Genomic DNA, 20,077 nt, shown 5'->3' on the forward strand with positions numbered 1-20,077 from the left:
AGCCATCGTCGTGACCGAAGTTCAGGGACGGCGACCGACGCAAAATGTTCCATGCCCGAACACAGGTCTCGACGCCGACGAGCACTAACAACGCCTAATAAGTGGACTGGAGCGGGAACCAACGGGCGACTGAGGCTTCTGGTTTCGCAGCATCACAAGCTGGTGGCGTTCTGGGAGGCGCTGATGGAGCAGCCCGGCGCATCACAATTCCGGTCAACTCCGTCGTAGCGGAAATTGTTTCCGCTTACCTTTCGTGTGCCCCTCCTACGCCTTGATGAGATTCGAACTCGTGACCTGTGCCTTCCGGTAAATCTTACCAGAACACGCGAATATTCGAATCAACCTACTGCTCACGATCTCGGAAGCATAAATCTTCCTACAATCTACAAGCCGGCTTCAGCTCCGGTCATTAGGAACGAGCCGAGAAGTTGAGCAGTCGTAATCCACAGGCGAGTACGTTGCTCCTCGCTGTTGGCGGGCGCGATGGGCGTCAACGATCTGGCATTCTTAACGGAGACGTAGAGGCCAGTCGTCACTTCGAATTCCGGATCGGTCGCGAGCCGCGCGATGATCCCAGCACCACGGTTCGAATCTCCGATCCCAAGCCAGTTCAGGGCCTTGGCGAGCGGACCTGAGAATCCAAGCTCGCGGCCGAGGCTCGTAACATTGAAGCCGGGATCCAGGCAGTTCACGGCCACTCCGGTGCCCGCAAGCTGTCGCGCAAGCTCGATGGAAAACATAATATCCAGCAGCTTGGTGCGACCGTATATCTTTGAAGACCCCCGGGCCGTGAAGGGTGCGGTATCCAGAAGATCCGTGTCGATTTCGAGTCCGCCGCTCTGACGAGATGCTTCCGATGCGACTGTAACGATGCGGGTGGGAGCCGACCGCACTAAAGTCTCGCGCAGCACCGACGTCAGAAGCCATGGCGCGAAATAGTTCACGGCCATCATTTCCGCAAAACCGTCCTTCGTAACGCGCTGCTGGAACGCATGCAGACCAGCGTTGTTGATCAGCACGTCGAGTTGCGGATGCCGGGCGGCGATAGCTCTGCCAACGGCGATCACCTCCCTAAGATCCGAGAAGTCCGCATAGAACACATCAACGCCGGCGCCCGGTGCGGCAGCCTCGATCAGCGCTCTCGTGGTTGCTGCCTTCGACTGGCTTCTCGCCGTCAGGATGAGGTCGGCACCCCGGCGCGCCAGCTCGATTGCTGCGAGCTGACCGATACCGTCAGTGGCACCTGTTATGAGAACTTTCGTACGCTGAGGCATTTGCAGAACCGTATTTGGTTGATATATATCCACCATCTGCATTTGGTTGATATATGTCAACTATATTTCTGCTGAGGTGATTATGAAAAAAGTGCGTACCGAACATCTCAGGGAGCTTGGACTCGAGCTCAACGCGCTGCTCGCTGCCTCACGCGCGATCACCGCCGCATCGGCGGAACGGTTCCACCCGAAGCTTCAGCCGGCTGCCTACCAGATCGCCACGATCCTGTCGGCACGAGGTTCTGCAACAGGCAGACAGCTTTCAGAACAGCTCGATATGGACAAGAGCGCGGTCAGCAGGCTGTTGAAGTCACTCTGCGATCTGGGGCTGATAGAATCGGTGACCGACCCCGACGACCGACGTTCGACCATCTATCGGTTGACGCAGGAAGGACGATTGAGGCTTGAGGCCTCGATCGAGGTGAAGGCCGGAGCGTTCCACTCACGCACTGATGGCTGGAGCGAAGCCGAGCTTATCCAGTTCACAGGATTGCTTCGGAAGTTCAACCGTCCCGAATAAGCGAGATCTGGTCGTCAAGCGGATTGAGGCAGCGGGACTTCGAGCCCAACCTTGATCCGATCCATTGCCACGAATGTCCGAAAACGCTTGACGTTATTGTTGCCGAAAAACAGCCGGCGGGTCAGCGCCTCATAATCCGCCATCGACGGCACGACAACGACCAGCACAAAATCCGCCTCGCCCGTCACATAGAAGCATTGCTGGATCTCAGGCGTAGCCGCGAACGCCTGCTTGGCGCTTTCGATCTGCCCGGATGTCTCGCTGATCACTTCGACCTCGACGAAGATTGTGATCGGGTGTCCTAAGGCTGCGGGATCGACGACGGCAACATTGGCGGTGATAATTCCGGCTTCAGTCATTTTCTTGATCCGGCGCTGAACGGCAGGAGCAGAAAGGTTGACCGCCTCGCCGATCGTTCGCTGCGGGGTGAGATTGTTCTTCTGAAGGATGCCGAGGATTTTGCGGTCGAAGTCATCAAGGGTCATGAGGCATTCTACTCCGGCATTGGGCAAACGAAACAAACTTGCAAATCGGGCCTCGATATTCAGCGCTCAGTGCGCTTCCAATGCAATATGGTTTCATGGCGAATATCGGAGCAAATCATGTTTTTGCCAAACACACTTACGGACTACAGATCTCCTCTTGATCCTCGTGATGCCGAAGCGCTTGGCGAAGAGGCAGCCAGGGAGGTTGAACGATACCTGACATACCGCGAACAAAACGCAGCCACGCCGCTGGTTACGCTTCGAGGTCTCGCCACCGAGCTTGGAGTGTCGGGCATCCACGTGAAAGATGAGGGTTTCCGTCTCGGCCTTGGCAGCTTCAAGGCACTGGGTGGCTCCTATGCTGTTGTACGGCTTGTTCTCGAAGAGGCCTCCAAGCGACTGTCGCGACAGGTCGATATATCAGAACTTCACGCGCCGGATGTTAAGGCGGTCGCGAGCACCATGACTTTCACCTGCGCCACCGATGGCAATCACGGACGATCCGTGGCCCAAGGCGCTCAAATTGTTGGCGCCCGGGCCGCGATATTCGTTCATGCTGGCGTCAGCGACGAACGGGTCGCGGCCATTGCCCGCTTCGGCGCGGACATGATCCGGGTCGCGGGCTCCTACGACGACTCCGTCAGGGAAGCGACCAGGGTTGCAGGCGAACAGAACTGGACCGTCGTATCGGACACGTCGTGGCCCGGATATGAGCGTATACCCGGCCTCGTCATGCAAGGCTACACGGCGCTTGTCCGCGAGGCCCTCCGAGAGCTGAGTGAACCTCCAACCCATGTCTTCGTGCAGTCTGGCGTCGGCGGCATTGCCGCTGCGGTGGCTGGATATCTTTCGATAGCCATGGGTGAAAACCGGCCGATGTTCATCGTTGTCGATCCGCAAAGAGCGGCGTGCATTGTCGAGAGCGCCCGGGCGGGACATCCAGTGGTCGTCCCTCATGGGGAGCCCACCGTGATGGCGATGCTCGAATGCTACGAACCATCGCTGGTCGCCTGGCGCATTCTTTCGCGCGCCGCTGACGCCTTCATGACGGTGGACGAGCAGGATGCGATCGACGCCATGAGGAGATTGGCTCGCTCCGCTCGTGGGGATCATGCAATCGTCGCAGGTGAAAGCGGCGGTGTTGGGCTGGCTGGACTGATCAAGGCTCTTGCGGATCAGTATATCAAGCAGACACTTAAACTCGGTGACCAATCCCGTATTCTCCTCATCAACACTGAAGGGGCAACCGATCCTGTCCGGTACGAAGAACTCGTTGGCGAGACACCCGCATCGGTTCTGGCGAGAGCAGCGGAGGCGAAGGTATGACTGGAGCAGCAAGGGCAGCGCCAGTGAGTGACATCGGCCAGTTGATCGCAGAAATGACGGCGTGGCGCCGACATCTTCATGCCCACCCGGAGTTCGGCTTCGAGGAGCGCGCCACTGCCGCCTTTGTCGCTTCCAAGCTCCGGGAATTTGGCCTCGATGATGTAACGGAGAACATTGGTGGCACCGGCGTCGTCGGCACTTTGAAGCGGGGAAGCGGTAATCGTGTCGTCGCCCTGCGGGCCGATATGGATGCGCTGCGGATTACCGAGAATGGCAGCGCAGACTACAAATCCACAAACGAGGGGGTGATGCACGCCTGCGGACACGACGGTCACACGGCCATGCTTCTCGGTGCTGCAAAACTGCTGGCCGAGGAAGGCGGTTTCGATGGCACCGTCCGCTTCATCTTCCAGCCTGCGGAGGAATGGGGAAAAGGTGCGCTGTCAATGATGTCGGGTGGCCTCTTCGAAAAGTTTCCGTTCGATGAGATCTATGGCATCCACAACATGCCGGGTCTGCCTGTCGGCGTGTTCGAGACGAAACCCGATGCCATCATGTCGGCCGAGGACAATTTCGAGATCACGCTCACGGGCATCGGAGGTCATGCCGCCCGGCCGCATTCCGGCAACGAGGTGCTTGTTGCCGCCTGCGCACTGGTCACCAACCTTCAGACGATCGTCGCGCGCCGTCTCGACCCTGCCGATATCGCAGTGGTGTCGGTCACCGAACTCATCACCGACGGGACGAGAAACGCGCTTCCAGGGACGGCTCGCATCCTTGGTGATGCCCGAAGCTTCCGAAATRAGGTAAGCGCCGACATCGAGAAGCAGATGCGTATTATCGCGCAAGGTACCGCCCTCACCTACAATGTCGATGCGCATGTCGACTATACGCGGGAATTCATTCCGCTCGTCAACGATGTCACCCTGGCAAATGAAGCGATTGACGTGGCGCGAGATCTCTTCGGTGCCGCCAAAGTTCGGGTCAGCGCGAAGCCAATGACGGCGTCGGAAGACTTCGCCCAGTTCCTTACCAGGGTGCCAGGGTGCTTCATATTCCTTGGTAATGGAGAGAAGTCTGCACCGCTGCACAATCCGAATTATGATTTCAGTGATGAGGGACTGGTTCACGGCTTGCGGTTTTATGTGGGGATAGCGCGGCGTCGTTTGGCCATGTCAGATGGAGCCGAGACAAACCTAGATTCCGCGGAGATTTGAACACTTATATCAACCGTCCAGCTAGCGGCCATCCATCTTCTTTCGCCTTGAGTGGGGTCGAACTTAAAAGCCCACGGTTGTTAGTCGTCCATCTGATCTGAGGTGTTTGAGACGTCAGAGACCTAGACATGCCAGTTCTCGTCCTCGGTCGCCGCGACTTGGCCGGGCTCGTTGCATCAGCTTATCGGGGCTTGCCAAGGCAGCTTAGTGATGCGCATCTAGCCGCGTATTTTCTTTCCAATTGTATCCGGCGGCCCTCATGTCCAAACTCTTTTCACCAATCACCCTGCGGGGAGTCACGTTGCGCAACCGGACGGTCGTTTCTCCGATGTGCCAGTATTCGGCGCAGGATGGCTTTGCCAATGAATGGCACTATGTGCATCTGGGGCGCTTCGGAATCGGAGGCTTCGGCTTGGTTCTGATTGAGGCCACAGGGGTCCTGCCCGAAGGGCGCATTTCGTATGCCGACCTGGGGCTGTGGAGGGATGAGCACATTGCCCCGCTTGCCCGGATCGTTAATTTCCTGCACGGCCAGGGCGCCGCCGTGGGCATTCAACTTGGCCATGCAGGCCGCAAAGCCTCGACACCGGTTTGGCGGGATAAGGCAGATCAGCCCGCAACAGAGAAGCAGCGCCGCGCCGTTGGTTTCGAGCACTGGATTCCCGTAGGCCCGAGCGCTCAGTCGAACGATCCATCAAACGCTGACTATCAGGTTCCCAAAGCTCTCGACGCGGACGGTATCCGCCGTGTGGTCGGCGGATTTGCGGCTGCTGCTACGCGCGCCAACCAGGCAGGCTTTGACACGGTTGAAATCCATGCCGCGCATGGGTACCTGCTCAATCAATTTCTGTCGCCGCTCGCCAACCATCGAACTGATGAATATGGCGGTAGCCGACTAAATCGAATGCGGCTGGTTCTGGAAGTCACCGAAGCCGTCCGCAGCGTGTGGCCAGCCGAAAAACCGCTCATCGTTCGCCTCTCGGTCAGTGACAACAATGCCGACGGCTGGCAGGTGGACGACAGCGTTGCGCTGGCAACGGAACTCAAGGCACGTGGTGTTGATGCTATCGACTGCTCTAGCGGCGGTTTCGCTCAGGGCCGTATTAGGTCTGCTCCAGCCTATCAAGTCCCGTTCGCTAGGGCGATAAAACAAGGAGCCGGTATCCCGACTATCGCAGTCGGACTATTGGGCGATGCCTTTGAAGCCGAAGCCTTCATTGAAAACGGCGATACAGATTTTATAGCTTTAGCGCGGGGCGCGCTCAACGATCCCAACTGGCCGCTACATGCCAATCGTGAACTCGGCGGCGACTACGCTCTTTGGCCGGTCCAGACCCGTCAAGTCGCTGAACGTGACCGCATCCTTTCCTCTCCTCGGTAAAATCTCACCTGATCGGATCTAAGAGCGCTAGGAAATAAGTTCGATCAGCTGGACTTACGTGCCTTGAAAGGATACGAACCTACCGCCCAGCAATTATCTTGACCCCGAAAAGGTGATATTTGCTATTTTCCAGTGGCTTACAGATTCCAGTCCTCGTCTGCGGTCGTCCGCCATCTCGGCGTCACGCATGGCTGCCTTCGACCTCCGGTCGGATTGTCAGCGAACGAACGCTTTATGAGGACGTCCTTGTCTGTCGAATAGAGGGTCGCTTCCCGCTACGCGTTGTATTTTGGGCGGCCGCGCGGACGCGGGCTCGGGTAGGCTATCAATCTCTTCTGCTTGACAGATGGGATGTCCCATCTGTCAACTCGATCAGGCGTAGGCGATCTCTCCAGCTGTTAATGAGCCGCGCAACGCTTATTGCTCGGGATGTCAATGTGCCGTTGGGTCCGACCGATTTCGGCCCCTGGCGAAGCTCTCATCCGCCAGGTCAAAAAGATCAAGCCAATATGGACCAAAACATGATGGGGAAAACTCTATCCCCGCCAATTCATGCGAGACGCGACGCGGGATTTTTACTGACCGCTGTGCAATCCTCAGTCGTAACAACTCAAAAGGTTCAGAGATTCTCCGATGTATAAGCCTGGCGGCACAATCAAATCGCTCCTCGAAAAAATTGCGTCCCAGGATTACGTGTTGCCGGCAATCCAGCGCGAATTCGTTTGGTGGCCGGAACAAATCTGCGAGCTTTTTGACAGCCTCATGCAGGGATATCCCTTCGGCACGTTCCTCTTCTGGAAGATCGCCCAGGAGAGGCGCACGGAGTACAAGTTCTACGATTTTGTTCAACACTATCACGAACGCGACCGGTTTCATTGCGAACTATTGAAAAACCCGCCCGAGCGTGAGCTGATCGCTGTCCTTGATGGGCAACAGCGCATGACCGCGCTCAACGTCGGCCTGCGGGGTTCCTATGCTTGGAAAATGCCAGGCAAACGGTGGAGTTCAGATGCAGCATTTCCCAGCAGGCACCTGTATCTTGACCTCTTAAGCGAGGCCGATCTCGAAAGCGGTTACCGGTATCATTTCGAGTTCCTCACGGAAAACCAGGCCAAGAACCCACAACCCGGCACGGTATGGTTCCGATGTGGCCGGGTAGTGGAGGAGGAGTACGACGGGCTGATTGATAGCCTTGATGAGCTCGATCTCGAAAAGGAAGCCATCAGGACGGCGCGCGCGACGTTGCGTCATTTCCACAAGACCATTCATGACAAGGATCTCATCACTTACTATGAGGAAGAGAACCAAAGCCTTGAGCACGTCCTGAATATTTTCATCCGGATGAACAGTGGCGGTACGCCCCTTTCCTATTCCGACCTTCTCTTGTCGGTCGCGGTTGCGCAGTGGGAAAAGGTGGATGCACGAGAAGCCATCCATTCGCTCGTGGACGAGATGAACGACCAAGGCGACGGCTTCAAATTTACGAAGGATTTGGTGCTGAAGGCTGGCCTGATGCTCTCCGATATCGGCAGCGTCGGCTTTAAGGTCGAAAATTTCAATAAGACCAACATGGCGGTGCTCGAGGCAAATTGGCCAAAAATCCACGAGGCGATGCTGATCGCTGTTCAGCTCTTGGCATCCTTTGGATTCAGCGGCCAGAACCTGCGAGCGGAAAGCTCGATCCTCCCGATCGCCTACTACATTTACGCGCGCAAGGCCGATGAGGCCTATCTGCATCGTGCGGAATTCGCCTCGGATCGCGAGAATGTCCGGCTTTGGTTGATCAGGAGCGTTCTCAAGGCATCTGGCATCTGGGGAAGCGGCCTCGATACCCTGCTGACCGCATTGCGCGAGAAAATCAGCTTGCACGCCACCACTGGGTTTCCTGTGAATGAGCTTGAGACGGTCATGGCGCTGCGCGGTAAGTCGCTGACCTTTACCGACGTCGAGATCGACGAGCTCTGCGACCTAGCCTACGGGGACGCTCGTACGTTTGCGCTTCTCTCCATGATATTTCCGGGCTTCGATCTGTCGCGGCATTTCCATGTCGATCATATCTATCCGCAGAGCCGCTTCACGGACGCGCAGCTGCGCAAGGGCGGTGTGACGGAGAAGCTTTGGGCGTCGCTGCAGGAAAAGCAGAACAGGTTGCCGAACCTCCAGCTCCTGGAAGGCCCGATCAACAATCAGAAACGACAGAAAATGCCACACGAATGGTATGCTTGGACGAAGCCGGACGAGATCGCCCGGCGGCAATACCTGGCAGGCCTGGAAATCTCCTCCCTGCCGGAAACCATCGAAAAATTTCCCGATTTCTACGACCAACGACGGGCGGCGCTGAAGATGCGCATTGTTCAGGCTTTGGGACAAAGCCAGCTCGCTTCGGGTTCAGAAACGAAAGCGGTCGAACAAATCGCATGACAATTAAGGTCTGCTTTCCGGTTTTACGCAATCATGGTGCCTGTTGATGCAGCGCGTCTACTGCATCTTCGAGGGAGCCGGCGCACGTGGGCTGGGCCATATAGGTGCCTATCGATCTATCTCGAAGCAAAGTCTCGACATCCGAGGCTTCGCAGGCACATCGGCCGGAGCAATTGTCGCGGCACTTGCCTGCAGCGGATACTCCGCCGAGGAACTCTTTTCAGAAGCGACTGGAAAAACAATCCTGGATCGTCTCGACCTTGAGACGACCAATGCGGACGCCAGTCAGGTCCTTCGGCCAGCGATCACGCCGGCAAACTTGTTCGGCAAGAGCCAGTGGTGGAAGATCAGGCTGATTCGCTTCTTGCTCGACAGGGTCTGGATTGTCTGGTTCCTCGCTCTGAGTACCGTCGGAATCGTTCTTCCGGGCCTGTTTCTCTATCCCCGGCCGGCGCTGCTGCTGCTGGTGGTGATGCTCGGGATCGCCGGTATTGCCGCGTGGATGATTGCCCGGGGTGTTGTCGAACTCGATCCGGTGAGAGTCGGCATCGATCAGCTTCTGCGCATCAAAGTCCGCGGAAGCCGGCTCGGCCCGCCTGTCACTTTTTCGGATCTTGCGGCCGCAGGCTGTGCGCCGCTGAAGGTGGTCGCCGCCAATATCTCAGAGCAGGAAACGACGGTGTTTTCCGTCGAAACAACCCCAGATATCGCCGTTGCCGAAGCGGTCTGCGCCTCGATTGCCATACCTGGTGTGTTCAAACCGCGGAAGATAGGGACAAGTTGGTACATGGATGGCGGTTTGGTCTCCAACCTCCCGGCATGGACGTTTGACGACGAACGCGCCATCGATCGCGATGCCTTGACCGCGGCGATCGAAATAGGAGAGACCTCCCACGGTTCATCCGAGAGCGGCGACTGGACCCTCGGTTCGGCTTTCCGCACCATGCTCTTCGGGGCTGGCGTGCTCAACAAGCGCGGCGTCGATCGGTTGACGCCGGAACGACTGGTCGTCGATATCGGCCTCCTCGACTTCGACATCGGCTTCGAGCGGACTAAAGAGATTGTTCGGGACTCCGAGGCGTATTGCGACATCAATCTCATCGACCGGATGATCGAGCTTCCTTTCCTGATGAACGAGACGTGCAACAAGGTCGCTGTGCGTTGTCACGAGATCCTGTCCGCGGCGTTCGACGCCGCAGGTTTTGTTCACGACGGCTTTCGTACCAGGCTCGCGGTTGCGCTTCCCGTTGGTCCTCGGGTCAAGACCCTTCGCCTGGAATACAGTTCCGGCTATGACGATCTCTCGGACGAGAGGATTTCCTTGCCGGTGGAGCGGTCTTTTGTCGGTCGCGCCTGGAACGAGAACGACACTTTGTACATTTCGAAGAGTGACGCCGTGACCTGGGGAGAAAGTCTGTCTGCTCCGGAAGATCGATGGCTTCGCAAGCTGATCTGGAAGGACCTGTCCTGGGTTCTTTGCGTACCGGTGGAGCTTGCTCCGGGATCAAAGGCGGTAGTAACGCTTGACGGGGACAAGGAGCTGGAATTCGACGAGCAGGCGCTGCAGGAGTTGCTGGACGAGATGGAACGCATTATATTGGATGAATTCCAGTCACTGGAAGGTGGAAGGGAACTGGTTCATGCCCGTTAAAATGTTGTCGCGCCCGAAAAAGACTGCTGAGTCTACAAGCTCGAGTGCGGCTGTGCGATCGGCTGTGCGTGTGAAGTCAGCTGAATACAAGACGCAAACCGATAGCGGCAAGAAGGTTTCGGAGCTGGCGAAGAAAATTCGCGAGTTCGATGCCAAGGTCGAAGCAAACCCTCGCTCGCTTGTTCGCGGGCGCGTTGCCAAAGCGGGACTTTTCAAAATCTAAGCCGCTTCAATTTATCCCCTCGCGCGCCGCGATACGGCTGACTGTTACCACCGAAGGTTTACGGTTTTCGATCCGGCCAATGCCGGTCATACAAGAGGCGCGCGCCGTCATGGCAACTCGATCGAAGGGCTGGATCTTCCGGCCCCGCAGATTTTCCGGAACCGGTCTGCGGGGGAATATTCAAGGCCGGTGAAGTTTACCGCGCAGGTCGGCGCCGGGACGCTCCCGCTGTTTGGCCTGGTCGAGATACTCAGCCGGGCTATTTCGAAGGCCTAGCAACTAAGTCGTGGATGAAATGGCCTCGCGCGAATTCATGCATGTACCGCTCCCACATAGTTGCTTGCCAAAAACCAACCAAGCCGTTGTTACGAAGAGCATCGAATGCCATTTTCGCAATTCTCACAAACAGCCGTGTTCCATCGGGGCGTCTCAGGAGACCATTCAATAGGTCGCTGAAATAATGCTCACGGTCTGTCACGAAACGCGTTTGAGTCCAAAAATGGAAAGCAAGCTCAGAAGCAACCGGCACCAGCGACGACGCGTCAACCCGAGCGTCTGTGACTATCTCGGCTAACGTCGAGAAGACAGGCGTATCCATCTCGGTGGCCGCGAGCAACTCGGCCGGCCCAACGGACAGGAATCCAATACGCTGGCGGCGGAGATTTACAACCAGTCGGACGTAATCATCATTCCTCAAGCCCGCATTGTCCCTTAGCGTCATCAGCAGCGGCTGAGTCCAGGATGACGATTTCACACCAAGATCGACTGCAAGCATCCGGACACGCCGGTCCTCTGCAATCATTGGAATTTCGGTCTCGCGAGCCGTCGCGATGGTGTCGATCGTCGAGGAAGATAGGAGATCGTCTATCTTCTCTTCCCTTTCCGGAAGCGCCGACGTCGGGAGGAGATTCGTATGCTCGCGAACCCACCCGAGAACCGAATTACTTGCCTCGCGAAGTGCCTGCCGTTGTTCAGGTGTCGATTTGACCATGATAACACTGTCGCCATGTGCCTCTAGGGAACCTCCTTCCTGGTCGATGGCCTGTTGAGCATCGTCCGCTCGTTGCGCAAACTCGTCTATGGTGGCTTGGACCGTGTGAATCGTAATTGGAAGCCTTTCGACGAGGTCGAGAAACTCGATCTCCTGCCACAAAGAGAGTGTCAACGCATCAACAATGACGGCAGATTGACCCCGAAGGCCCTCCAACGCCTGCTGCCTCTCTGCGTGATCGCCAACGCAGGCGTCCAACCACACATCTGACTGAAATCGAAGGCCACGCGAAGTGTCGATAGGATCCGATCCCAACGCCTTCGCGATGGTATCAATAGGGATGAGGTTGTCGGTGTAGATATGGACCGCTTCCGATACCAGCCGAGCACGTTCGCGGGCCTGCTCGAAGATCGGCTCAAAAGCATCCTTGCTCTCGACGTCTATCGTATAACGCCCAAGCGCACGGCTCTTGGGAAAGAGCCTTGAATGTGCCTCCATCGCACGCCGGAACAGTGCTACAAATTTATGGGTAACTTCCGCGATCTTCCATTGCACCGGCTGCCCTATACCAGCAAGAACAACAGTGGCACCGACTTTTTGCCCACCCAGGCTTTTCGCGAAGGCATGATCGGGCCTAAGGGTTTCGATGCCCGGCAATGCGCCGTTCCCTATAAGATAGATCGCCTTCTCACTGTGATCGTTTTCCAGATATACGACCGTATCCTCCTGAACGGTCTTGACCCCGAGAAATCTATCCTTGCGAACTTGGAGCAGAAAAAGAGACAGGTACCCCATGTGGACCCGCTCGCTTGTGCCCCAGTTAGCGGCGAGGGCATCGAAGCCAACGCGCAGTGCGTCTTTTCGCCGACCATATCGGTTCAAAATCTGCGCGAATTCGATGAGCTCGTCGCTACTCCCATCAAATGATGCGTGGGTCTTCTTTGCCCAAGCAGACATTCGGTTTTCCTGGCCTGCCCTGATTGCCATCCGTACCCAGTCAAGCCGCGACCGCAGATCGGTTTTGTCGAGCTTAACCGCTGTATCGAGAACCTTTAACGCATCATCGACAAGACCGGACCGCTCATAGATTGCTGCACCGACGCGCAAAATTTCCGGTCGGGCAAGAACCGCTGGGCCGAGTGATGCAAAGAGCTCCCGAGCTTTGGAACGCTCATCGGCCCGATATAGGTAAAAAAGACGGCGTCGAAGAGGCTCCGAGGGGCGGTCGACCTGATAGAGGCCGTCCAACAGGCTGGCTGCCCCTGACCAATCGCCGTCGTCAGCGAATGCGTCCGCCAACTCGAAACGCTCCGTCGCGTCGAGTTCACGAAGATTGAAAGCTCGCAACCGCGCAAGCGCTTCGGCTCGAGTCGGCTCGTCTCCTGCCCTTCGCGCAATCTCTGCAACCTGCGCTTCGAAACCAATACTCGTTAGAAATTGGGGCCGAAGACTATTTGCCAGCTCGATAGCTTTCGCCGGTGTCTCCGTGCGCGAGACGCCCAGGATCATCAGCGTTGCGGCGTTGGGGTTAGAATTTCCTTCGTTCGTTGACGAAGAGAATGCTTTCTGAGCCCACGAGATGGCCTCCTCCCATTTGCGATGGGAAGCTGATACCGACGCGGCGAGAAGCCATGTCTCTGCATCGGCATCACTACGTTCGGCCAAGCCTGTCGCAAGCTCGTAGGCGGCGTTGACATTGTTCCTGTGCATGTGCGCGAAAATGCATCGCTGCGTGAGTGCTGGATCCGCCGGCTCCAGTGAATGCGCTTCGATCGAAAAAGCATCAGCCTCGTCGTCCCTCCCCGTGAGGCGAAGAGCAGCGCAAAGATTTGCGGCAACAAACGTCCAGTTTTTCCGATCGGGCCGCGTCGTTACCTGTCCCCATGCGCGGGCGAGACGGGTTTTCGCTTCCTCGAGAAGAAATTGTTCGGACGCCGCGATCGGCGCGCCAACGCGGACATCTTTATTATCCTCGAAGCATGAAAGTATCGCTTGCGCGACAACAGCGTCTTTTCGCCAATCTTGCTGTGCGATGGCGCGGGCCGCGCGTATGGATGCCTTCAGGTCTTTCTCGACGGTTGCGAAACGGCGCTGCAGAGAGCTCGCGACGTCAACATCAGCCGCCACTCCTGCGACCTTTAATTCCAGATCAGCTGTCGCCATGGTCGCTGGCGCGCTCTCGATCAATATGTTTGCGGCGGAGAGATTTGATGGATCGAGCTCTATGGCGCGCTGGGCGGCAATGAACGCTTGATCCGTTTGTCCTCGCAACAATGCCGCCCTTGCCTTGTATGATTGGCCTGCCGCTGTGTCGGGGTCGCTCGTTGCAGCTTGGGCAAACGCGTCTTCGGCGGCGTCGAAATCTCCAACCTGTGCTAACGCTGCACCGAGATTGCCGAACACTCTTAGCTTCAAGCGGCCTGGCGTATCTTCGGTAACTTCATCGAGAAGTGCCCGCAGATTGTCGACGATCAGAGGGCCGCCACCGTTCCGTATCTGGTCCCGGAAGACGTCGAGCTTGGCGTCGAGCGCTGTTGTCTCATCCTTTGTTGCTACTTCCGCTGAGGAAACGCGGAGGGCCTCGATAGCCGACGCGATCTCTGCCTGAAATTTCGAGGTCGGGTCGGAGAGCGGCCGCGCGGGATTGAGGACCGGAGTGTCTACGGCGACCTGATTATGAACGAGGAGCTCCCTAGCAACATCAGGGTAGTTCTGGCCGCGTGAAACTATGTCCGGCCACGACCAAACAACAACGCGGAATAGGCCCTCGCGAGCGTGGTCGGCACTGATTTCCTGTGCCCTTTGTTGCAGGGCAACGTCGCGCTCGCCTGCGTAAGCGACAATGAGGATGTCTAGATTCGGCCTGTATTTTTTTGCTTTCACGACTTCAGTTTCAAGCTCGACAGTGCTCAGCTGACGTGGGTCGTCGGTTTCCGACGCCTTGCATTGCATGCCAGCGTGGCTATACCCATTGCGATTGTCGCGCCCGACAATATCGACGCCGCGTTGATTTTGACCGCTTCTGCCGAACGCCTCAGCATAATCGTCCTGCCAATAGTGCCGGATCAGCTTGAGACAAAACTCTTGAAAGACGAGCTCGCCCTTCAATCGAGTATGCTGAATTTCAGATGTAGTTACCATCGCGGGGCAGTACCGGCCTTTCAAGAACAACCGCTAGCCGACCACTAGAATCTTGACAGCCGTAGACGGATAGGATGTATTTATTGCCAGAGCTCAATAGTTTTTTCCATCGCTATGGCTTGTTTGCCTGTGCAAAAGCCGGCCTATTCACTGCTACTTCAATGTTTGGATAGAGTGTCTATCGAAGCTGCGCCCCTTTTTCCAACAGGTCGTCCAGCAGCTGTTCCCGATCGATTGTTGTGGAGTTCACAGCGACGCCAATCAATTCGCATACAATCTTCCGAGCGAGCAATCGGGCACTCGTCCTGTCTCTCCCGGAAATGGCCGCCATGGCCTTGCCGTGGAGGAAGTCGCTCCGAAGCTTGAAAAGGCGGGAATAGGTCTCGCCAAATGTTTTATCTCCCAGAAGACCACTGATCCGCTGGGTCACACGATATGTTGCACCGGGGCTTTTGCCATCGATCCTTTTGCGTGACTGTGCGTGATGGTCTTGCGGCTGACCAAGGGCTGATTCTACCGCGGAAATATGGGCCAGAAATTCGTCAATACCGCTCGTCTGAAAGCCTCGGATAAAAAAGTGGGCAACCGGTCTGGCGAACAGCACCGTCTTCCGAGCTGCTTTGATGTCTTGCCAGGTGGCGTCGTTTGCAAAGGCAAGTTTGTCTTCACTTCCTGGATGAAGCGGATAGGAAATCGGGCGCTCGTACTCATACTCGTTTCCATCAGCATCAAATTGGGTTGCGGGCTCCCAAGCCAGGCTGTCTGGGGAAGGTACCGGCGAACGCCTCGCAAAGACGTCGAAGTCGACGGTGTAGACCCAAGGGATTTGGAAGCCCCGCCAGTCCATCTCCAGATAGTCGACGATTTCCTCCCATGGAAGCACGAGGAGGCCGAAAAGGGCGTCCTCGACCGACACGGGCAATCCAGTGTGATACGGTTCGATTCGGCCGAAGTCTCGGTCAATGGCCGAGAACATGCTTGGCAGACGACGTTGGCCTGGAGCGACGGTCTCGGGCGAAACATCCTCGTCGACGACCAACCAAGTAAACTCCGCGAACCTTTTGGTATCAACGGACCATTGCCGGTTCACGCGCCGGAGCCCCTGAACGTCGAAAAGGTCCTCAAGCTCGCTGGATGAAAAGGTCCTTACCTGATTTGGTCCAAACGCGAGCGCCGGCAGATCCGATGCCAGATCCAAAGGACACAGGTGACGCCGTTTTGATGGGAACCCCCTCAAGGCTTGATCGAGGCGGTTCAGAAGCTCGTACGATGGCACAGCTAGATCGGAAGCTACTCCGCCAACAAGACTGGCCAAGCCAAGCTGACGTAACGCGGTCGCTAGGGTAAAACGCTGCCAGGACCCAGTGCCCATTTGTGGATGCTGCTTCTGCAACAGCTCCGCGAAACGGACGAATTCATCCATGTGCTGCAGATGATTCACGCCTGTGGGTGGTACGCGGCTGAGCTGTTCAAGACTTCCCAGCAAGATCGAAGAGGTCATGCACCTTGCTTTCACGAGGGTTGTAGGGGAAGTAATGTCGTACTTGACGGCCCGCGATTACCGATTGAGTTCATAACTTGCCGCTGACAACGCCTTGAATGAACAGAGCGAAGTTTTTGCTCTCTTCAGTTCGAAGGCGCGCAAAGGGCACCGTCAGCTCGTTTGCGATGATCCGCGACCGAGCCAAAGATAGACTTTGATGCTCGACAAGTTCATCAGGTGAGCGACGAGGACGTGCTCTCGAGTTGTCCCCTTCCCGGTTGACGAAAATCTGCTGCGGATCTGCTTCAAGATGTGCGACGGCGTTCACGCCGAGGCGGCGAAAAATGTCCACATCGATCGTTTCAAGGCCAGACGGGCCATCGATGATCGCATGGCCATCGAGGACGACACACGCCGCGCGGAAGTCTTTTCGGATCAGGAAGCCCTCCACCAAAAGATCCTGGTTGTCCGCGATGTTTTGAAGTCTCAAATGGTCATGGGCGATTTGAGCATCTCGCGCCTGCCCGACCAAGTAACCGGCAGTCAAATGTTGAAACGACATCGTCCTCAAGGATTCTCTAAGGAAGGTGGTCTTGCCCACTCCCGAAATTCCGAGAAAAGCGACGATACTCTGGGTCATACAGCAAACTGCAGATTTGCGCGGTCCAGCAGCTTGCGCAGGTGCATCGGCTTAAGCTGATAAATTGACTGCTGAGGATTGCCGTTCACCACGCCGATATGGCGGAGTTCATCAAGCCCGACCGGCGGATCAATATACGATACAAGCAGATAGTTGATGACTTTCACAGGCCGTTGCGGAGTCGCATTCCAACCCTCTAGTTCAATCTCGCTGTAAACCGATCGACCACCTGTCAAAAGCATGAGCTCCCTCGTTGAGCTTGCGAGCGTGACGCTTTCTAGTATTCCAAGCGCGGTAATCGCCTGTGATGGCTTCTCCTTCGAAGCGCTTTTGTAGAAGAACAGGACGGAGCCTGGCGCACCGAGTTTCGATTGGGCACGGCACAGATAGACTTTTCGGATCGTATTCCCGGGACGGGTCGGACGTTCGGCCCGAGACGCCCCGTTGAAAAGATCAGATTGGCGAGGCTTCCAGAGGTCGGGATAGAGTGTGTCGTGATAATCCTCCTTGATCGGGATGCCGAAACCTTTAACTTCATCGCTTACAACAAAGCGGGGATAGTTTGTTCGAGCCGCGTCGTAGGTAGTTACGGCCGCGTTAGGTAGCAGTCTATCAGCCGAAAACGCTCGCTCGTAGATCAACTCGCCGTCCGATTTAGCGCCGGCTTGATAGAAACCATAGAATTCCAGGAGGTTGATCAGAGCAGCCTGATTTTCGTAGGTTGTCAGATAGGCCAAGTCATAACCATTCGTCTGCGCGTACCAGAGCACCTGCTTGAGCAGCAGCTCCCCAAGTTTCACGCCACGCCTGTCCGGGGCAACCTTGAAGGTACAGATCTTGAGGATCTTGTTGGCCTTGGTCACCGCGTCGGTCTCAGACTTCGTCTCGTCTTTTCGAACGATCAGGCCCGCCAAGTGATCGTTGTCGTAAACGACCCAGCATGATCGATGCTCACTGACGCATTTCTCTTTCCACCATGCATCAAACGCAGGATAGCCATCACGAAGGCTGTCGAAGAAACTGTCCTGGTGGTCGATTGTATGGGCCTCTACCTCGGCGACATGCCGGATCGGGACCTTCTTAGGCTCATAGGTCTGCGTTAGCAGATCGGTCGCATCCCCGACAAACAGGACACGTCGCCCGAGTTCGGTCGAATGCTTAAGTGCTCGTTCGTGGAGCCCTTTGTCCTGCGAGACGACAAAGTCGACGACGTCATTCTTTAGCGCATGCAGTAAGGTCGCATCGACGATATCGTTGGGTTTGCGGAGAGGGCCGAACTCGTTCTCAAGGTCGGCTAGTGTCAGACCCCGCCGCTTCTTGAGAACCTGATACTTTTCAATTTTGCTGAGCGAGATCCGGCGACGCTCGGCATTTTTATCGCGCGAAATATCGTCGCGAGCGGCTTCATGGACGTAAACGTTGATCTTATGTGCAGCGGCAAGACTGGAAAAACGAGCATAGGCGCTCTCTACCGCGCGATAATCTTCCAGCCCAATCAGAATGTTCGTATCAATGAGATACGACTGCTGCCTCATGTCTCAGGGCCTTTCGAAGGTCACGGCTGGCGTAAAGGTAAGATTGAGGTGGCTCAAAGCCGAATTTTTCTCGGAGTTCGTTGAGAGGGATCGGCCGAGAAAACGACTTCACCTCTTCGAAGAGAAGGGCGTAGCCAAACTCGAGTCCTTGGAAATAAGTGTCGAAATCCTCACGCTGAATGAACGCCGTATCCTCGAACTCCGCCCAGATTTGCTCGATCGGGAGTTTGAGCACATCCTTGATCTCCGTCACACCCACCATCGCCCGGACCGGAGATGTGGAATAGATATACGCGACGGTTCCGCCAGGTGCGGAGACCGGAAATCGCCTCCTTAGCTCAACAGTTTTCAGACCCTCCAATATCTTTTCCGAATATTGCGGACGGATCGACAAAACGACATCGCGTTGGGCCCGAAACGGTTCGTCAGCCAGAAGCGGAAATACGAGTTGATCGTCGTGGCCGTGTTCGGCCTCGAACGCATCTTTGATGCGCAGCACGAGACGAGCATCGGCGGGAAAGACAGCGTCAACCCGAAGCGATGCGCCTAAAGCCTCGACATATCTTTGGACGGTAGACAGGTAGACCTCGCCACCTTTCTCGATTTTTGAGACGGCGGCCTGCTGCACATTTAATCGGGCTGCCATGTCGGCTTGCGTCAAACCCGAGAGTAGGCGCAGACGGCGCAGATCGAGGCCATCGGCGTGCCCGACGCGGGATCCCTGTGCTTGCGTCGCCTCGATAATTCTGCCGGCCAATTTACCCATGCGTGTGCTCCGTTTCTCGGTACGTACCGTAACGGCTTATTCCTTGCAAGGAATATTCGGGTTGATTGTTCCGTATTCCAAAGTTAGGTTGATGACTAATTGGAATATCCCTTTGGAAAAGGAGTCGACCTTCGATCTCTGCATCTTTTGTCGCGAGAATGCTTCCTCATCACGTTCCGTAGAACACATCATTCCCGAGTCTCTCGGCAATATCGAGCACGTTTTGCCGGCAGGGATCGTTTGCGACCGGTGCAACAACTATTTCGCACGAAAGATCGAAGGACCATTGCTCGAGAGCGCCTACTTCAGGCATCTTCGCTCTCAAATGTCGATCGCGAACAAGCGAGGGCGAATCCCATCGATGAGGGGCATGCTTCCTCATCTCGGAATGGGCGTAGATGTGTGGATGGATCGGGACTCTATCGCCGTCGAGCCATTGGATCCCGGTCGAAGAGGTGACTTTGAGCGATCGTTGCTTGCGGGACAGCCTGGCCGGCTTGTTCTCCCAGTTTCAAATCCGGACGATGTCGATCGGAAACTCATGTCCCGCTTTCTGTTGAAGGCGGCGATGGAGGCGTTGGCACTACGGACCATGGAGGTAGAAGGCTGGCGCAAACAACTTCTGGACATGGAAGCGCTGGATCCCCTTCGGCGATATGTGAGGGTCGGCGATCAACCACTTAAATGGAACTATCTACGCCGCTCCCTCTATCCGCACGACGCGTTTTTCAGCGAGGATTCCGAGATCTATGAAGTCCTTCACGAATTCGACTTCGTCTATACGGAAGACAAAAGACTGTTCTTTTTCATCGCGATTTTCGGAGAGGAGTATGGGATTGATATGAGCGATCCTGACTCAGACGCCCTAGGTCGGTGTCTGAGCAAGATGGAAGGACGTAGTCCGCTTTATACATGACGTTGACGATCGTAGTTGGATCAGGATCGTCGCCATGCGCCACTGTCGCGTAGGAAATGTTTTCGACGATCCTCTTGTCTTCCAACTAATCCGGTTTTCGAAGACGC

The 20,077-nt window shown here is 56.2% G+C and carries 15 protein-coding genes; 8 read left to right on the forward strand and 7 right to left on the reverse strand.

Features of this window, described 5'->3' with window-relative positions:
- Positions 1-383: 383 nt before the first annotated feature.
- On the reverse strand, positions 384-1,274 hold the full coding sequence (locus AC1DCP_RS25470) for an SDR family NAD(P)-dependent oxidoreductase (RefSeq protein ID WP_476774798.1): 891 nt from the start codon (positions 1,272-1,274) through the stop codon (positions 384-386).
- Positions 1,275-1,356: 82 nt separating this feature from the next.
- Here AC1DCP_RS25470 and AC1DCP_RS25475 point away from each other — a divergent pair, with 82 nt between their 5' ends.
- A complete protein-coding gene (locus AC1DCP_RS25475) occupies positions 1,357-1,794 on the forward strand; it encodes a MarR family winged helix-turn-helix transcriptional regulator (protein ID WP_476774799.1) in 438 nt (145 codons plus the stop codon).
- Positions 1,795-1,808: 14 nt separating this feature from the next.
- On the opposite strand, the gene AC1DCP_RS25480 is transcribed toward AC1DCP_RS25475, so the two are convergent.
- Positions 1,809-2,279, reverse strand: coding sequence for an Lrp/AsnC family transcriptional regulator (locus AC1DCP_RS25480; RefSeq protein WP_476774800.1), 471 nt, complete (start codon positions 2,277-2,279; stop codon positions 1,809-1,811).
- A gap of 117 nt (positions 2,280-2,396) precedes the next feature.
- On the opposite strand from AC1DCP_RS25480, the gene AC1DCP_RS25485 reads away from it, so the two are divergent.
- From AC1DCP_RS25485 to AC1DCP_RS25510, 6 genes are all read left to right on the forward strand, one after another.
- Complete coding sequence (locus tag AC1DCP_RS25485; protein ID WP_476774801.1) at positions 2,397-3,605, forward strand: diaminopropionate ammonia-lyase; 1,209 nt, start codon at positions 2,397-2,399, stop codon at positions 3,603-3,605.
- Positions 3,602-4,822, forward strand: a complete 1,221-nt coding sequence (locus AC1DCP_RS25490) for a M20 aminoacylase family protein (protein WP_476774802.1) — start codon at positions 3,602-3,604, stop codon at positions 4,820-4,822. The genes AC1DCP_RS25485 and AC1DCP_RS25490 overlap by 4 nt, the downstream gene beginning before the upstream one ends.
- Positions 4,823-5,081: 259 nt before the next feature.
- On the forward strand, positions 5,082-6,203 hold the full coding sequence (locus AC1DCP_RS25495; protein ID WP_476774803.1) for an NADH:flavin oxidoreductase/NADH oxidase: 1,122 nt from the start codon (positions 5,082-5,084) through the stop codon (positions 6,201-6,203).
- A 633-nt stretch (positions 6,204-6,836) separates the two neighbouring features.
- Positions 6,837-8,624: a DUF262 domain-containing protein gene (locus tag AC1DCP_RS25500; protein ID WP_080865313.1), complete on the forward strand. Its 1,788-nt coding sequence runs from the start codon at positions 6,837-6,839 to the stop codon at positions 8,622-8,624.
- A gap of 46 nt (positions 8,625-8,670) precedes the next feature.
- On the forward strand, positions 8,671-10,275 hold the full coding sequence (locus AC1DCP_RS25505; protein WP_080865314.1) for a patatin-like phospholipase family protein: 1,605 nt from the start codon (positions 8,671-8,673) through the stop codon (positions 10,273-10,275).
- Between the two features lie 70 nt (positions 10,276-10,345).
- On the forward strand, positions 10,346-10,498 hold the full coding sequence (locus tag AC1DCP_RS25510) for a hypothetical protein (protein WP_476774804.1): 153 nt from the start codon (positions 10,346-10,348) through the stop codon (positions 10,496-10,498).
- A 259-nt stretch (positions 10,499-10,757) separates the two neighbouring features.
- Here AC1DCP_RS25510 and AC1DCP_RS25515 read toward each other — a convergent pair whose 3' ends face one another.
- The 5 genes from AC1DCP_RS25515 to AC1DCP_RS25535 all read right to left on the reverse strand — a co-directional run bounded on the left by AC1DCP_RS25515 (position 10,758) and on the right by AC1DCP_RS25535 (position 19,054).
- Positions 10,758-14,597 (reverse strand): tetratricopeptide repeat protein, encoded by a 3,840-nt coding sequence (locus tag AC1DCP_RS25515; protein WP_476774805.1) that lies wholly within the window; start codon positions 14,595-14,597, stop codon positions 10,758-10,760.
- 211 nt (positions 14,598-14,808) lie between these two features.
- On the reverse strand, positions 14,809-16,131 hold the full coding sequence (locus AC1DCP_RS25520; RefSeq protein WP_222002086.1) for a hypothetical protein: 1,323 nt from the start codon (positions 16,129-16,131) through the stop codon (positions 14,809-14,811).
- A 70-nt stretch (positions 16,132-16,201) separates the two neighbouring features.
- Positions 16,202-16,753 carry an ATP-binding protein gene (locus AC1DCP_RS25525; protein ID WP_080865318.1) on the reverse strand — a complete coding sequence of 184 codons (552 nt, stop codon included), beginning with the start codon at positions 16,751-16,753 and terminating at the stop codon, positions 16,202-16,204.
- Positions 16,750-18,288, reverse strand: coding sequence for a GNAT family N-acetyltransferase (locus AC1DCP_RS25530; protein WP_080865319.1), 1,539 nt, complete (start codon positions 18,286-18,288; stop codon positions 16,750-16,752). The genes AC1DCP_RS25525 and AC1DCP_RS25530 overlap by 4 nt, the downstream gene beginning before the upstream one ends.
- Positions 18,263-19,054, reverse strand: coding sequence for a helix-turn-helix domain-containing protein (locus tag AC1DCP_RS25535; RefSeq protein ID WP_080865320.1), 792 nt, complete (start codon positions 19,052-19,054; stop codon positions 18,263-18,265). The genes AC1DCP_RS25530 and AC1DCP_RS25535 overlap by 26 nt, the downstream gene beginning before the upstream one ends.
- Here AC1DCP_RS25535 and AC1DCP_RS25540 point away from each other — a divergent pair.
- Positions 19,053-19,970 carry an HNH endonuclease gene (locus AC1DCP_RS25540; protein WP_080865321.1) on the forward strand — a complete coding sequence of 306 codons (918 nt, stop codon included), beginning with the start codon at positions 19,053-19,055 and terminating at the stop codon, positions 19,968-19,970. The two genes, AC1DCP_RS25535 and AC1DCP_RS25540, sit on opposite strands and share 2 nt — an antisense overlap.
- Positions 19,971-20,077: the final 107 nt, after the last annotated feature.

It is taken from the genome of Agrobacterium sp. 10T429 (genome assembly GCF_056393925.1).